We start from the raw sequence: 13958 nt of genomic DNA, 5'->3' as shown, positions 1-13958 counted from the left end.
CCGCGGTCAGCCGGTGATCCGCCGCAGACCGGCGTACTCCAGCGCCGCGAACCCCGCGACGATGAGCGCGCCGATCAGTACGAACGCCACGCCGGCGCCGGTGAGCTCGAGCAGGCCGGAGAACGGCAGGGCGAGCAGCCCCAGCACACAGAGCGAGTTGAACGCGACCACCCCCGTCGCATGCCGCGGCGAGATAACCGGATAACCGGCGATGAGCAGCAGAACCAGCGCGCCACCGAGCATGGCGACACCGAACGGGACCGACCACGAGGTCGGGAAGCCCAAGGGGTCTCGCAGCGGTACGGCGCCGGCGAGCATCAGGACACCGAAGGCCCCGGTGCCCCAGCCGTCGAGGCGCAGGGTGCGGCGCAGCAGGTCGTCGGAAGTCGCGGGCGCGGACAGGGTCGCGGTGGTCATGATCGTCTGCCTCTCGGATCAGCACTGACGTTTGCCTCTCCGACTGTGCCGCCGGACGGTCAGCGGTTCAATGACCTCCGAGGTCATGGCCACCGCGTCCCGGCCCCCGATACGCTCACGATATGGAGGTACATGCGGATGGGAGCCCGTCGCGGGTCGGCGCCCTGGTGCGGGAATGGCGGCAGCGGCGGCGGCTGAGCCAGCTGGATCTGGCGCTGGCGGCGGGTACCTCGGCCCGGCATCTGTCGTGTGTGGAGACCGGACGCTCGGCGCCGAGCCGGGAGATGGTGCTGCGGCTGTCGCAGACGCTGGACGTGCCGCTGCGGGAACGCAATACGCTGCTGGTCGCCGCCGGATTCGCACCCGCCTACCAGGAGAGCAGTCTCGACGACGCCCATCTCGCCTCGGCGCGGGCGGCCCTGGAACATATGCTCGCCGCCCACGAGCCCTATCCGGCGGTAGCGGTCGACCGCTGGTGGGACGTGGTCACCGCAAATTCGGCACTGGCGGTGCTCACCGACGGCGTGCCCTTGCGCCTGCTGGCCGACCGGCCGAACGTCTATCGGCTGGTCCTGCATCCCGAAGGCCTCGCCGGCCGGCTCGCCAACCCCCGCCAGGTGCGCGAACAGTTGCTGGAACGGCTGGCCCGGCAGGCCGGCAGCACCGGAGATCCCCGGTTACGCGACCTCTACGACGAGGTCAGCGCCTATCCGCCGGTCTACTCCGATCTCGAGGCGACGGACGGTACCGATTCCGGCCCGTTCCAGGTCCCGATCCGGGTGCGCACGCCGCACGGTGAGCTCTCGTTGTTCGGCACCATGGCCACCTTCGGCGCCCCCGCGGACGTGACGCTCTCGGAGCTGGCGGTCGAGTTCTTCTATCCGCTCGACGAGTTCACCGCACAGTTCCTCCGGGACCGGGCCGGCGCACTCACCGCGGGTGCCCTCGGTTGAGGAGGGCGACCACATCGCGGCGACGCCGGCCCGACCTGCCGGAGTCTCCCGCCGGCGAGAGCGTGAGAACCAGGTGCGGGCACCGGACAGAAGGACCCACCCCCGCTCTGAGCACCACCTACGGGCCTTCTGACAGAAAACGGTACATAAGTGGTACGCTATCCAGTACCCCTACCACGGAGTTACGCCATGGAAGCAATCACCACTACGGAAGCGCGGAAGAACCTGTTCAATATCGTCGGCCGGGTTGCTGCCGATCACGATGCCGTCGAGGTAGTGAGCAAGGGCGGGAATGTCGTCATTCTGTCGAAAGACGATTACGACGCGATGGTCGAAACCCAGTACCTCATGGCTTCGCCCGCCAACGCTATTCGCCTCTTGCGCAGTCTCGAGGCCGTGCAGCGTGGCGAGTACTCCGCACGGGATCTGAGCGAGTTCGACTTGGACCTGTAAGGAGAAATACCGCAATGAGGATCGCCTTTACCGATGAAGGCTGGGAAGACTTCATGTACTGGGCGCTCAAAGAACGCAAGCAGCTCAAACGCATCGGGAATCTGATCACCGACATCAAGCGCGATCCTTATGGGGGAATCGGCAAACCCGAACGGTTGAAGTACTTCGCCGCCAATGTCTGGTCCCGCCGTATCGACGCGGAACATCGGCTTGTCTATGCCATCGTCACCGACGATGACGAGACCACGGCGGTCGTGATGCAAGCGCGCTACCACTACAGCAACAAATACGAGCAAGAAAGGAGACCGGCCCACTGACCCTCGCGGGCGGGGCCACCTTGTGACTCTCCGGCCGATTGAGCCAGGCACCAAAGCGCGCACGAGCCGCTACATTATCGGCCGATACCCGGGCCGATCCGCCGAGCGATTCAGAGATAGCTCGTCTCGTTGACCAGCCGCACCGACGAACCGCCATCCGGATAGAACTCCGCGAGCGACAGTGATGCCAGGTCCAGGTGCAGTCGGTAGAGCAGCGACGGGCCGACTCCCAGCGCCAGCTGCAACAGCGTTTTGATCGGCGTCACATGGCTGACCACGACGACATTCGCCCCGGGATACCGCGCGACGAGATCGCGGCGCACCGCCTCCACCCGTTCCCGGACCGCGTCGAAGCTTTCGCCGCCGGGGGCCGGTAGCGACGGATCGCCCAGCCAGCGGGCATGCAACTCCGGATCGCGTTCGGCGGCTTCCCGGAAGGTCAGCCCTTCCCACTCACCGAAGTCGGTTTCGGTGAGACCGTCGACGACCCGTACCTCGATACCCAGCGCCGCGCCGGCCGCCTCGGCGGTTTCCCGGGCCCGGCCCAGCGGGGAGGTCACGATCGCGGCGACATCACCCTTGGCGGCCAGCATTTTCGCCGCCCGGGCCGCCTGTTCCCGGCCCACGGCGGTCAGCGGCGGATTGCCGCGACCGGAATAGCGCCGCTGAACCGACAATTCGGTCTGGCCGTGCCGGAGGAGCAGCAGCCTGGTCGGGCGACCGGCCGCACCGGTCCAGCCCGGGCCGGGCCCGGCCAGGCGGGCCGACGCGCTCTGCGAATCCGCGGCCGGATCGGCGACCTCGGCGGGTGGCGCGGGCCGTGCGGTAGAGGACGGGTCGGCCGCGTGTACCTCCTCGACCAGCTTGCCGTCGTCCATGGCCTCGTTGGCCAGCCGGTCGGCATGGGAGTTCTCCGCGCGCGGGATCCAGCGGTAGCTCACCTGATCGAAGTCCGCGGCCAGCCGGCGCGCGCGATCGGCGAGCGGAATCAGCGCCGCGTGCTTGACCTTCCAGCGACCCGACATCTGCTCGACCACCAGTTTGGAGTCCATCCGCACCGCGACCACCCGGGCACCGAGTTCGGCGGCCGCTTCCAGTCCGGCGATCAGACCGCGGTACTCCGCGACATTGTTGGTCGTGACGCCCAGGGCCTCCCGGCGTTCGGCGAGCACCCCCACGCGGTCCGCGTCGAACACCACCGCCCCGTAACCGGCCGGCCCCGGGTTACCCCGGGATCCCCCGTCGGCCTCGACGATGACCTCGCGCACGCTCATTTCGGCCTCCCGCTCCCGCTACTCGGACTCCGCTGTCCGGTGCGGTCTCACAATCCGGATTCTTTGGTCCGCACCAGCACCGCGCCGCATTCCGGACAGCGCACCACCTGATCGGGTGCGGTTTTGGTGATCCGGGCGATCTCGCCGCGGTCCAGTTCGATCCGGCAGGCTCCGCAGCGCCGGGCCTGCAACAATGCCGCGCCGGTACCGTGCGCGGCACGCTGCCGGTCGTAGATCGCCAGCAGCTCCTCCGGGAACACGCCGAGCAGTTTCGCGCGATCGGTTTCGCAACGCCGCTGGGCCACGTCGAGATCGGCGACTGCCTCGTCGCGGCGGCCGCGGGCGGTGGCGAGTTCGGTCTCGGTGCGGTCCAGCCGGGCGCCGGCGTGCTCGTGATCGGCGGCGGAGGCCTCGCGGCGTTCCATCACCTCGAGCAGATCGTCCTCGAGTACCGATCGGCGCCGTTCCAGGCTCGCCAGCTCGTGCTGCAATTCGGACAGCTGTTTCGCCCCGACCGAACCCGCCTCCAGGACGCCCCGGTCGCGGTCCTCGCGTTTGCGGACGGCCTCGATCTCACCCTCGAGCTTGCGGATATCGCGGTCGAGATCGTCCAGCACGATCTCCACGGCCACGGCCGCGTCCTTGTGCGTGTTGCGTTCGGCCTCGAACCGGTCGACCTCCTGTTGTTCGGGGAGGACGCTGCGCCGGTGCGCGATCCGGGTCAGTTCGGTGTCGACCTCGGCGAGACGCAGCAGTTTGGCCTGGATCGATGGTTCGACATTCAACGCGAACGAACTCCCTGCACGCTGTGGACGGATAAGAACGTCCACCGTACTCCGCGCGGCGGCGGTGTCGCGGACGGGTCCGAGAACCCGCCGCCGCGTTCCCGGGCGCCGCGGTCAGCCGCCGCAACCGACCGTCCACGGATCGGTGCGCACGGTGGAAACCCGCGTCTCCAGGCCCGGGAGGCCGTCCCGCACCACCGCGGCGGCCTGCGCGCACCAGGGGAACTCGGTCGCCCAGTGGGCCGCGTCGATCAGCGCGGGACCCGACCGGCGCAGATGCTCGTCGGCGGGGTGGTGGCGCAGGTCGGCGGTGAGGTACGCGTCCACCCCGCGGCGGGTGGCGGTATCGAGCAGGGAGTCACCGGCCCCACCGCAGACGGCCACGGTGCGCAGTATCCGGTCGGGGTCGCCGGCGGCCCGCACCCCCCAGGTCGTCGCCGGCAGGGCGGCGGCGGCGCGGGCGGTGAACTCGCGCAGCGTCAGCGGTTCGGCGAGCGTACCGATCCGGCCCAGGCCCTGGTGTCCGGTGAGCGCGGCCCGTTCGGTCACGTGGTAGGCGGGCTCCTCGTAGGGATGCGCCGACCGCAACGCCGCGAGCACCGCGGCCCGGGCGCCGACGGGGGCGACCACCTCGAGCCGGTCCTCGGCCACCCGGGCTAGTTCGCCGACCGCGCCGACCGCCGGGTTCGCGCCGTCCAGCGGCCGGAACTGACCGGTCCCCGTGACCCGCCAGGCGGCCTCCCGATAGTCACCGGAGCCGCCCGCCCCCGCGGCGAACAGCGCCGCCAGCACCGCGTCGGCCTGTTCCGGCGGCACCTGGACGGTCCATTTGTCCACCGCCGCCACCGGTTTCGGGTCCAGCGGGCCCGTCACCGTCAGACCGAGGGCCGCGGCCAAGGCATCGGAGACACCGGGGTCGGCGGAATCGGCGTTCGTATGCGCGGTGAAGAGGGCACAGCCCGCACGGATCAGCCGATGCACCAGCGCACCCTTGGGCCGGTCGGCCGAGACACTGTCGACACCTCGCAGCAGCAGCGGATGGTGGGCCACCACCGCCTGGGCCCCCCACTGCACCGCCTCGTCCACCACGGCGGCGGTGACATCGACGGCGAACAGCACCCGCCGCACGACCTCCGCGGGATCCCCGCAGACCAGACCCACCGAATCCCACGGTTCGGCCAACCGCGGCGGATAGGCCGTCTCCAGCGTCGCAACGAGTTCGGCAAGGGTGGCCACGGCACACCTTTCTCTCGGGAGCTCTCGGGTGAGTCGGCGACAATCATGTCGCGCGCACGCGGATCCGGCGCGGTGGGCCCGCCCACCGGCACCGGACGCTAGACCAGACCTCCCGCGTTTCCCAGCGCCGCCACCAGCCGTTCGACATCGGCCGGCGGCCGGACGGCCACCCGCATATGCTCCGGCCCCAGGCCCGGGAAGGTATCGCCGCGCCGCACCGCGATCCCGTGCCGGCGCAGGTATTCGCGCAGGATCTCCCCGTGTTCCACTTCGAGCAGCAGGAACGGCGCGTCCGCCGGGGTCTGTACAGCCACCCCGGCGCCGAGCAGCCGCTCGATCATCGCCGCGCGATCCCCGCCGATCTCCAGCGCCCGCGCCGCGCTCTCCGCGAGGGCACGCGGCGCGGCGGTGGCGGCGATCGCGGCGAGCTGCAGCGTGCCCACCGGCCAGTGCGCCCGGCCCCGGACCAATTGCCGCAACAGCTCGGGTGCCCCGAGCAGGTAGCCGCACCGCAACCCGGCCAGCGCCCAGGTCTTGGTGAGGCTGCGCAGGACCAGCAGCCCCTCTCCCGCCTCCCCCGCCAGCGACTCCGTTTCCCCGGGCACCGCGTCCATGAAGGCCTCGTCCACCACCACGACCCGCCCCGGGCGCAGCAGCGCGCGCACTACGGCGGCCGGGTGCAGGACGGAGGTCGGGTTGGTGGGGTTGCCGAGCACGACCAGGTCCGCTTCTTCCGGGACCAGGGTGGGGTCCAGGGCGTACGGCGGTTCCAGCAGCACCCGGTGCACCGGGACACCCGCCTCGCGCAGGGCGAGTTCGGGCTCGGTGAACGAGGGGTGCACCACCGCCGCCAGCAGGGGTGACAGCCGCGGCAGCAGCGCGAACCCCTCCGCCCCACCGGCCAGGGGCAGCACCTGATCGGCCGCGAGCCCGTGCCGGGCCGCCACGACTTCCCGGGCGTGCCGCTCGTCGGCGGCGGCCGGGTACCGGCCGAGCGAGTCCAGGGCGGCGACCAGCCGGTCGCGTAGCCAGCGCGGGGGCGCGGTGCCCTGGACGTTCACCGCGAAATCGAGCAGACCCGGCTGGGCTTCCACATCACCGTGATGACGCAGCCCGGCGAAATCGACATGTTCGGTGAGCATGAGACGCACCCTACGTGGCACGCGGGCGAGTCGACCCGCCAGAATGGCTGTCGTGGGTGAGCTGCACATATCGTTCGTCTGTACCGGCAATATCTGCCGATCGCCGATGGCGGAGAAGATTCTGCTGGCGCATCTGTCCCGGGCCGGGCTCGGCGACCGGGTACGGGTCAGCAGTGCGGGCACCCACGACTGGCACACCGGGTCCGACGCCGACCCGCGCACCACCGCGACCCTGCACCGCCACGGCTACCCCACCGGGCACCGGGCCGCCGGGTTCGGTGCCGACCACGCCGACGCCGACCTCGTCGTCGCCATGACCACCGAGCACGACCGCAACCTGGCCGTCCGGGGGATCCCACTCGAACGCCGCCGGCTGCTGCGCAGTTTCGATCCGCACGCCGACGGCGCCGACGTACCGGATCCGTACTACGGCGACACCGCCGGATTCGAGCTCGTCCGCGAGCAGATCGAGGCCGCGGTCCCGGGCCTGCTCGCCTGGGTCCGCGCCGCGCTCGCCGCCGGAGCACCGGTGACCGGCGGTGCGGCATGATGCGCCGCCTGGCCTTCCTGCTGCGTCCCGGCTGGCTGATCCTGGCCGCGGTGGTGGTCGCGTTCGCGTACCTGTGTTTCACCGTGCTGGCCCCCTGGCAGCTCGGCAAGAACGAGTCCACCTCCCAGCGCAACCAGCTGATCGCCGATTCGGTGCACGCCGATCCGGTGGCGGCCACCGAGATTCTCGACGGCACGGCGGCGGACGCGGCCACGGAATGGCGGAAGGTCTTCGCCGAGGGCACCTACGTACCCGATTCGACCGTGCTGGTCCGCCTGCGGCATCTCGACGGCGCACCCGGTTTCGGTGTGCTGTCCGCGTTCACCCTCACCGACGGCCGCACCCTGCTCGTGGACCGCGGTCTGGTGGCGGCGGTCGACGGCTCGCAGCCACCGCCGATCGACCCGCCGCCATCCGGCATGCAGCGTGTCGAGGGCCGGATCCGCGTCTCGGAGAACATCGACCCGCAACGCGTACCCGCGGTCCAGAACGGTATCCCGCACGTCTATTCCATCGACGTCCCGCAGGAGACCACGGTCCTCGGGCTCCCGCTGACCCCGCTCCCGGTCGGTGAGCGTGGCTCCTACCTACAGCTGTCGCAGGACCAGCCGGGCGCGTTCACCCCGGTACCGCTGCCCCAGCTCGACGCCGGGCCCTACCTCTCCTACGGGTTGCAGTGGCTGGCGTTCGGCCTCATGGCGCCGCTGGGTCTGGGCTATTTCGCCTGGGCCGAGATCCGCGAACGCCGTAAGCAGCGGCCCACGGCGAAGACCGCATCCGATCCCGACGAGCCGCGGAGCAAGGACCCCGAACCCGTCACCACCGAGGCCCGACTGGCCGACCGGTACGGCCGCCCCCGCCCCTGACCGTCGCGGCGGGACGGCTACCTGCACGTATCGGTCGCGGCGTACGCCGCGCCCGGCCCGGCGCGCGGCAACTCGCGCTCGCTGGTCGCAGTTGCGGACTACCCGGCCACAGCCCGGGTGCGACGAGCGCGCATCCGCTCCCGCAGCCCCGCGCTCGACACCGCGACCGCCGCCGCCGACACCACCGCCGCGTACTGCACCAGTTCGGACAACCGCACCGCGCGCCGCAGATCGCCGACCGTGGGCGCCGGACCGGCACCCAGCTCCGGCCGCTGCTCGACCCCGTGCGGGTATTCGGTCCGCCCACCGAGGCGCACCCCGAGCGCCCCGGCCGCCGCCGCTTCCACCACCCCGGCATTCGGGCTCGGATGCTTTCCGGCATCCCGTCGCCAGGCCCGCAGTACCGTGCCGGGCCGGCCGCCGACCAGCGGCGCCACCAGCGCGGTGAGCAGCCCGGTCGCCCGGGCGGGCAGCAGGTTCGCCAGATCGTCCACGCGGGCGGCCGCCCACCCGAACCGCCGGTAGCGCTGGTTGCGATAGCCGATCATGGCGTCGAGGGTGTTCACCGCCCGATACCCCAGTAGTCCGGGAACACCGGCCACCGCGCCCCACAGCAGCGGCGCGACCGCGGCGTCGGAGGTGTTCTCGGCGATCGATTCCAGGGCCGCCCGGGCCAGCCCGTCCGCGTCCAGCGCCGCCGGATCGCGGCCGCACAGGGCGGGCAGCAGTTCGCGGGCGGCGGCGAGATCCCCGGCGTCGAGCCGGTCGGCCATCAGCTGTCCGGTCCGGGCCAGGCTGCGACCCCCGAGCACCGTCCAGGTCGCCGCCGCCACCGGTACGGCGCCGCCCCGGCGCAACGCCGCGCCCAGGCCCACCACCGACCCCACCAGCAGCAGTTCGTGCACCACCCCCGCCCGGCGATGGTCGGCATAGGTGACCGTCTCCACCGACGCGGCCACCATTCCGAACCCCGCCACCGGATGCCCGCGCCGCGGGTCCCCGACCGCCCGATCGATGGCGAACCCGATCAGCAGACCCGCCGCGGTCGAAACACCTCTGCGCACCGGGTGAGCGTATCCAGCACCGGCCGGCCGCCCGTGCCGGGGACGACCGGGACCGGAATTCCCACGCACGATTCCCACGAACGGTATGCGCACCGGCAGAGCAGCCGGTGCGGCCGGATACGGTCGTCAGCACACCACCGCCGGCGACCGGGCCGCACCGATGTCACAGATCGGGCGCGCCCGTCGTCGACTCGGCGAGACCATTGCCCGCCCGCCGGGCATCGACCGAACGGGGAACCGCAGTGACCGACCGCCGAGAAGAACCCGCCGAGCTGGCCCGGCGTTTCGAAGAACTGCGCCCGTACCTGCGTCGCCTCGCCTACAGCACCCTCGGCAGTCTCAGCGACGCCGACGATGTGGTGCAGGAGGCGTGGCTGCGGCTGCAGCGGCAGCAGGAGTCCGGCGGGGCGCCGATCGATAATTTGCAGGCGTGGCTGACCACGGTCACCGGCCGCCTGGCCCTCGATCAGCTCGGCTCGGCGCGGATGCGGCGCGAACAGTACGTGGGTGAGTGGCTACCCGAACCCACCGTGACCGACTGGGAGGATCCCGCCGACCGGATCTCTCAGGACGAGCGGGTCACCATGGCGCTGCTGGTGGTCCTGGAATCGCTTTCCCCGGCCGAACGCACCGCGTTCGTCCTGCAGGATGTGTTCGGGATGTCGGGCCCGGAGGTCGCCGAGGTGGTGGGCCGCACCCCCGCGGCGGTCCGGCAGCTCGCCTCGCGCGCCCGCAAACGGGTCGAGGACGGGACCCCGCGCTTCCCGGCATCCCCGGACGAACAGGAGAAGGTGGTCTCGGCCTTCGCGGTGGCCTGGCGCTCCGGCGATATGAGCGCGCTGCTCGGCGTGCTCGACGACCGGGTGACCCTCACCGCCGACGGTGGCGGCAAGGTACCTGCCATTCGTAAACCGGTCGCGGGTGCCGAGATCATCGCCAAGATGCTGCTCGGCTGGTACAACGTCCCGGCCGCGGCGGGCGGCTGGGGCCGGTCCGTCGAGGTCAACGGTATGCCCGGACTGCTGGTGTTCGACGGTCAGCACCACGGGGTGTTCTCCTTCACCGTCGACGATGGCCGGATCACCGCCATCCATGTCGTCCGCAATCCGGACAAGTTGCGTGACCTGCCCGCCGGTGCCGGGCCCGAATGGATTCTGCGTGACTCCGGCGAGAGCTGAGGTCGCCCCGCCGGCGCCGCACGGTCTCCACCGCCTCGCCGGTCGCCGGAACGGGCGGGTTAGGTTGCGTATATGAGGATCGAAGTCAGTGGCCACCGGCCCGAGATAGACGAGACCGCGTGGATCGCCCCCACTGCGAACGTGATCGGCCGGGTGAAGCTCGGGGCCCAGGTCAGCATTTGGTACAACGCCGTCCTCCGCGGTGACACCGAACTGATCACCGTCGGGGAACGCAGCAATATCCAGGACGGCTGCGTACTGCACGCCGACCCGGGCTTCCCGGCGACCGTGGGCGCCGGGGTCTCGGTCGGGCACAACGCGATCCTGCACGGATGCACGGTCGAGGACGACTGCCTGATCGGGATGGGCGCGACCGTGTTGAACGGCGCGGTGATCGGCCGGGGCAGCCTGATCGCGGCCAATGCGCTGATCCCCGAGGGCGCGCAGATTCCGCCGGGTTCGCTGGTGGCCGGTGTGCCGGGCAAGGTCCGCCGCGAGCTCACCGCGGAGCAGCAGCGCGGGGTGGAGCTCAATGCCATGGTGTACCTGCACCATATGTCCGAGCACCGGTCTGCGAAAGAGATCTGATCGCGGCCCCCGGACACGTTATTGGACAAGCGTCCAGTAGGTGACTGATACCATGGAACAACGTATCCGGGGAGACGGGTTGACCCGAAACCCGCTGTCCTGCAAGGCGTCGGCGTTTCGGGCGACCCGTCCAGGTGGGCACGACGACGTGCCCGGCAGGAGGTATGACGGGTGGCGTGCGAGCAGTCCGAGACGCGCCGGTCGGCCGGGCGGGTGAGCGTGGCGGATATCGCCGCGCAACCAGGAGGTATCGAGGCGCTGCGGCGCAGAGTCCACGAACTGCGTTCCAGCGGAGTCGATTTCGCGGCCAACGCGATCGAACACGAGATGGCCGAACTCGATCTGCCGCGGGAGTGATACCCGGCACGAAAACAACGTGCAGGTCACCCGGTGCATCCGGTGTCGGATAAGGTGTGAGGACCATGTCGCCCGTACCGCCGATTCTGCAACGCATCCTGGCCGAGCCACCCGCCGACAGCGGGAAAGTGCTCGACAGCGCGCTCTCGGCGTTCCTGGATTTCGGGATCAAACGCACCAGCATGGGCGAGATCGCCCGCCGCGCCGGTATCAGTCCCGCGACCCTCTACCGCCGCTTCGAATCCAAGAACGACCTGGTCGAAGCGGTCACCGTCAGGGAGGCGCAGCGTTTCGTCACCAAGATCGACAACCGGGTGCGCACGGTGGCCGGGTCCGAGGATCAGCTCGTGGAGATCTTCGTCGCCTTCATTTCCGCTATCGCCGGCAACCCGCTGCTGATCCGGCTGCTGCGCACCGAACCCGATCTCGTACTGCCCCGGCTCACCACCGAAGCCGGCCCGATCCTGGCCGTCGGCCGCACCTACCTGGCCGCGAAACTGCGGGAACTGCACGACAGCGGCAACGATTTCGACCCGGACCTGGTCGCCGAGATCATGGCTCGGCTGGCGCTGTCGCTGGCACTCACCCCCGACGGCCTGATCCCCATCCAGGACGAGGCCGCCGGCCGCGAATTCGCCCGCCGCACTCTGCTGCCCATGGTCGCCTGGCACAGCCCGAACTGACCCGGGTCACCAGGCGAACGCCCGGTTCACCAGCTCGTCCAATTCCGCCTGCCCCGCCACGCCGGGCTCCGGTTCCGCGGCCAGTTCCCGCACCCGGCGCACGATCGCGAGCGCGGCCGGGGTCCCCGGATCCGGGAGCGGCAACCGGGACACGTACTGGGTGATCCAGCGCCGTCGTCCCGCATAGAGCCGGTTACCGCAGACCGCGTCGTAATAGCGCAGTCCCAGCGACGAGTTCGCGACACCCATCATCAGGCAGGCCATATTCTCGGCGCCGGCGTCCCCGCCCAGGTCCGCCAGCGAAATCCAGTAGCAGTCACCGTTGACCACCGCACCGGATCGGTCCAGCGCGAAACGGGCCCGGTCGCTGATATCCGGGAACACCACCTTGGGAGTCCGCCACAGATGCGGCCGCTGCGGCACCCAGTGCTCGAACCATTCACGGCCCGCCCCGGTGAGATAACCTCGCGCCGCCAGCGCCTCCCGATGCTGCTCCAGGTAGGCCGCGGTCCGCGGATACCGCGCCAGGTCCACCGGCACCCGGCGTGTCCGCGTGAGGTCGTACGGATACAGCACCCGGGTCCGGCGGACTCGATCGATCCGCCACGGTCGCAGATCGTGATGGGTGATGAGGTCGCGCAGCAGCTCCGGTTCGGCCGCCGGATCACCCCAGTGCGCCGCGATGAAAACCTTGTCCGCATTGGTCTTGATCCCCACCCGGATACGCCCGAGGTCTCCGAAGGTGCGCCACATCCGGTCGGCGACCCCGCGCAACCAGTCGTCGTGCCCCACCCGCGACATCCGCCACCCCACCGATGCCGCCGCCGCGCCGGACTCGGTGGCCAGCTCCCCCACCGTCACCGCGAACCGGCGGCCTTGCCGCCACACCATCGTGTCGGTGGTTCCGCTCAGGGCCGCGAACAGTTCCCGCTCTTCGTTCGCGGTCCTCGCACCGGAGTTCGAGCCGCGGCCATCCCTTACGTCCCGAGCACCCACCGCGCGACCGGACGGGCTCAGCACCGCTCCCCGTCGCTGCGGAGCCGGACGGGCAGGACCGCGCTCGAGCGACCCCAAAGTTGCCGGGCCCAAAGTTGCCGGGTCCGCTGGTTCCGAATCCGCGGATTCCGGGTCCGGCGCATTCCCGGCCTCCTCCTCGTAGACCGAGACGTACCGGCACTCCCCCCGTACCGCGCCACGCACGGCGATCGTCACAGCCGGCAGTACCGCCGCCTCGAACAGCTTGGTATCGCCCAGGTCGTACAGCTCCACCGGCGTCAGATCCGCCAGTAGCAGGGCCCGCAGATTCGCCCCCGCCTTGGTGGTCAGGAACCGGTTCGCGCACAGCAGACCCAGCACCCCGCCCGGAGCCATCAGCCGGGGCAGCGCCGCGACGAACGGATGCGTCAGATCGATGCGCCCCCGCAATCCGAACTGCCCCCGTAGTGCCTGCGCCGCCGCTCCACCCAACTGCTGCGTCCGGACATACGGCGGATTGGCGATCACCGCGTCGAACGATTCGGCCGGCAGTCCCGCGCAGTCGGCCAGGAAATCGGATTGCCGCCATTCGGCCGCCATCCCCGACCCCGCCGCCCGCCGCCGCGCCAAGGCCAACCCCGCCGGATCCAGGTCGTACCCCACCAGTTCCACCGGCGCCCCCGGCAGCCGTCCGGCCAACGCGTCCCTGATCGCGAACAACAGCTCCCCGGATCCACAGGCCGGATCCAGCACCCGCACCGGCCCGGCCGAGTCGATCCGCGCGGCCACCCGGCCGGCCAGGAACCCCGCAAGCGTCGCGGGCGTGTAATGCCGACCATGACGTTTGCGCTCGCGAGCCCCCGCGCCATCGCGTCCCATCTGCGCATTGTCGTCGACCGACCCCCTCGACCAGACCCTTTCGGAGGAAGTGTCCTCTGTGGGCGCGCTCCCGCCCGGCCGCGACCGACCCCACAGTGAGTCCACATGCCTACCCGGCCGTCGAATGCCGACGCAACCCCATGCGTCGAGTTTTACGAGACACCGCAAAGGGTTGAGGCCCGTCTCGCCGTTTCGGCCTCGAAGCGCATGCGCCGCAGGCGCGAGTCTCGAGGCCGAAACG

At 70.7% G+C, this 13958-nt stretch carries 16 protein-coding genes; 9 read left to right on the top strand and 7 right to left on the bottom strand.

What is annotated here, in order from left to right:
• Nucleotides 1–6: 6 nt before the first annotated feature.
• Nucleotides 7–417: a hypothetical protein gene (locus tag ACLML9_RS08905; protein WP_411945053.1), complete on the bottom strand. Its 411-nt coding sequence runs from the start codon at nucleotides 415–417 to the stop codon at nucleotides 7–9.
• 122 nt (nucleotides 418–539) lie between these two features.
• Between ACLML9_RS08905 and ACLML9_RS08900 the strand changes: the two genes are divergently transcribed.
• From ACLML9_RS08900 to ACLML9_RS08890, 3 genes are all read left to right on the top strand, one after another.
• Nucleotides 540–1370 (top strand): helix-turn-helix domain-containing protein, encoded by an 831-nt coding sequence (locus tag ACLML9_RS08900; protein WP_411945052.1) that lies wholly within the window; start codon nucleotides 540–542, stop codon nucleotides 1368–1370.
• 189 nt (nucleotides 1371–1559) lie between these two features.
• On the top strand, nucleotides 1560–1823 hold the full coding sequence (locus ACLML9_RS08895) for a type II toxin-antitoxin system Phd/YefM family antitoxin (protein ID WP_411945051.1): 264 nt from the start codon (nucleotides 1560–1562) through the stop codon (nucleotides 1821–1823).
• Between the two features lie 14 nt (nucleotides 1824–1837).
• Nucleotides 1838–2140: a Txe/YoeB family addiction module toxin gene (locus ACLML9_RS08890; RefSeq protein WP_411945050.1), complete on the top strand. Its 303-nt coding sequence runs from the start codon at nucleotides 1838–1840 to the stop codon at nucleotides 2138–2140.
• Between the two features lie 110 nt (nucleotides 2141–2250).
• On the opposite strand, the gene ACLML9_RS08885 is transcribed toward ACLML9_RS08890, so the two are convergent.
• The 4 genes from ACLML9_RS08885 to cobC all read right to left on the bottom strand — a co-directional run bounded on the left by ACLML9_RS08885 (nucleotide 2251) and on the right by cobC (nucleotide 6577).
• Nucleotides 2251–3414, bottom strand: a complete 1164-nt coding sequence (locus ACLML9_RS08885) for a bifunctional RNase H/acid phosphatase (RefSeq protein WP_411945049.1) — start codon at nucleotides 3412–3414, stop codon at nucleotides 2251–2253.
• A gap of 47 nt (nucleotides 3415–3461) precedes the next feature.
• Entirely contained in the window at nucleotides 3462–4199 is a 738-nt protein-coding gene (locus ACLML9_RS08880; RefSeq protein ID WP_411945048.1) for a zinc ribbon domain-containing protein, read from the bottom strand.
• A 114-nt stretch (nucleotides 4200–4313) separates the two neighbouring features.
• Nucleotides 4314–5435: a Nif3-like dinuclear metal center hexameric protein gene (locus tag ACLML9_RS08875; RefSeq protein WP_411945047.1), complete on the bottom strand. Its 1122-nt coding sequence runs from the start codon at nucleotides 5433–5435 to the stop codon at nucleotides 4314–4316.
• A gap of 98 nt (nucleotides 5436–5533) precedes the next feature.
• Nucleotides 5534–6577, bottom strand: a complete 1044-nt coding sequence (gene cobC, locus ACLML9_RS08870; RefSeq protein WP_411945046.1) for an Rv2231c family pyridoxal phosphate-dependent protein CobC — start codon at nucleotides 6575–6577, stop codon at nucleotides 5534–5536.
• Between the two features lie 43 nt (nucleotides 6578–6620).
• Between cobC and ACLML9_RS08865 the strand changes: the two genes are divergently transcribed.
• Nucleotides 6621–7127 carry a low molecular weight protein-tyrosine-phosphatase gene (locus tag ACLML9_RS08865; protein WP_411945045.1) on the top strand — a complete coding sequence of 169 codons (507 nt, stop codon included), beginning with the start codon at nucleotides 6621–6623 and terminating at the stop codon, nucleotides 7125–7127.
• Nucleotides 7127–7993, top strand: coding sequence for an SURF1 family protein (locus ACLML9_RS08860; protein ID WP_411945080.1), 867 nt, complete (start codon nucleotides 7127–7129; stop codon nucleotides 7991–7993). Before ACLML9_RS08865 ends, ACLML9_RS08860 begins: the two co-directional genes overlap by 1 nt.
• 98 nt (nucleotides 7994–8091) lie before the next feature.
• Here the strand turns inward: ACLML9_RS08860 and ACLML9_RS08855 are convergent, their stop codons facing one another.
• Nucleotides 8092–9057 (bottom strand): cobalamin biosynthesis protein, encoded by a 966-nt coding sequence (locus tag ACLML9_RS08855; RefSeq protein ID WP_411945044.1) that lies wholly within the window; start codon nucleotides 9055–9057, stop codon nucleotides 8092–8094.
• Between the two features lie 242 nt (nucleotides 9058–9299).
• Here ACLML9_RS08855 and sigJ point away from each other — a divergent pair, with 242 nt between their 5' ends.
• From sigJ to ACLML9_RS08835, 4 genes are all read left to right on the top strand, one after another.
• Nucleotides 9300–10235 carry an RNA polymerase sigma factor SigJ gene (gene sigJ / locus ACLML9_RS08850; RefSeq protein ID WP_411945043.1) on the top strand — a complete coding sequence of 312 codons (936 nt, stop codon included), beginning with the start codon at nucleotides 9300–9302 and terminating at the stop codon, nucleotides 10233–10235.
• 72 nt (nucleotides 10236–10307) lie between these two features.
• Complete coding sequence (locus ACLML9_RS08845) at nucleotides 10308–10823, top strand: gamma carbonic anhydrase family protein (protein WP_030524033.1); 516 nt, start codon at nucleotides 10308–10310, stop codon at nucleotides 10821–10823.
• Nucleotides 10824–10994: 171 nt separating this feature from the next.
• Complete coding sequence (locus tag ACLML9_RS08840) at nucleotides 10995–11180, top strand: hypothetical protein (protein ID WP_265806706.1); 186 nt, start codon at nucleotides 10995–10997, stop codon at nucleotides 11178–11180.
• A gap of 65 nt (nucleotides 11181–11245) precedes the next feature.
• Nucleotides 11246–11863, top strand: a complete 618-nt coding sequence (locus ACLML9_RS08835; RefSeq protein WP_063127754.1) for a TetR/AcrR family transcriptional regulator — start codon at nucleotides 11246–11248, stop codon at nucleotides 11861–11863.
• 6 nt (nucleotides 11864–11869) lie between these two features.
• On the opposite strand, the gene ACLML9_RS08830 is transcribed toward ACLML9_RS08835, so the two are convergent.
• The gene (locus ACLML9_RS08830; RefSeq protein ID WP_411945042.1) at nucleotides 11870–13717 is read right to left on the bottom strand and encodes an Eco57I restriction-modification methylase domain-containing protein; all 1848 of its coding nucleotides are present in this window, start codon (nucleotides 13715–13717) and stop codon (nucleotides 11870–11872) included.
• Nucleotides 13718–13958 lie beyond the last annotated feature (241 nt).

The organism is Nocardia sp. NPDC002869 (genome assembly GCF_046764065.1).
Classification (GTDB): Bacteria; Actinomycetota; Actinomycetes; order Mycobacteriales; family Mycobacteriaceae; genus Nocardia; species Nocardia rhamnosiphila.
This window is presented reverse-complemented; position numbering and strand designations above follow the sequence as displayed.

Excerpts from the sequence above, each read along its gene's own strand:
- ACLML9_RS08885 (WP_411945049.1), bottom strand. The coding sequence starts at position 3,414 with ATGAGCGTGCGCGAGGTCATCGTCGAGGCCGACGGGGGATCCCGGGGT.
- ACLML9_RS08830 (WP_411945042.1), bottom strand. The coding sequence starts at position 13,717 with ATGGGACGCGATGGCGCGGGGGCTCGCGAGCGCAAACGTCATGGTCGG.
- ACLML9_RS08900 (WP_411945052.1), top strand. The coding sequence starts at position 540 with ATGGAGGTACATGCGGATGGGAGCCCGTCGCGGGTCGGCGCCCTGGTG.
- ACLML9_RS08905 (WP_411945053.1), bottom strand. The coding sequence starts at position 417 with ATGACCACCGCGACCCTGTCCGCGCCCGCGACTTCCGACGACCTGCTG.
- ACLML9_RS08895 (WP_411945051.1), top strand. The coding sequence starts at position 1,560 with ATGGAAGCAATCACCACTACGGAAGCGCGGAAGAACCTGTTCAATATC.
- ACLML9_RS08835 (WP_063127754.1), top strand. The coding sequence starts at position 11,246 with ATGTCGCCCGTACCGCCGATTCTGCAACGCATCCTGGCCGAGCCACCC.
- cobC (WP_411945046.1), bottom strand. The coding sequence starts at position 6,577 with ATGCTCACCGAACATGTCGATTTCGCCGGGCTGCGTCATCACGGTGAT.
- ACLML9_RS08845 (WP_030524033.1), top strand. The coding sequence starts at position 10,308 with ATGAGGATCGAAGTCAGTGGCCACCGGCCCGAGATAGACGAGACCGCG.
- ACLML9_RS08890 (WP_411945050.1), top strand. The coding sequence starts at position 1,838 with ATGAGGATCGCCTTTACCGATGAAGGCTGGGAAGACTTCATGTACTGG.
- ACLML9_RS08860 (WP_411945080.1), top strand. The coding sequence starts at position 7,127 with ATGCGCCGCCTGGCCTTCCTGCTGCGTCCCGGCTGGCTGATCCTGGCC.
- ACLML9_RS08865 (WP_411945045.1), top strand. The coding sequence starts at position 6,621 with ATGGCTGTCGTGGGTGAGCTGCACATATCGTTCGTCTGTACCGGCAAT.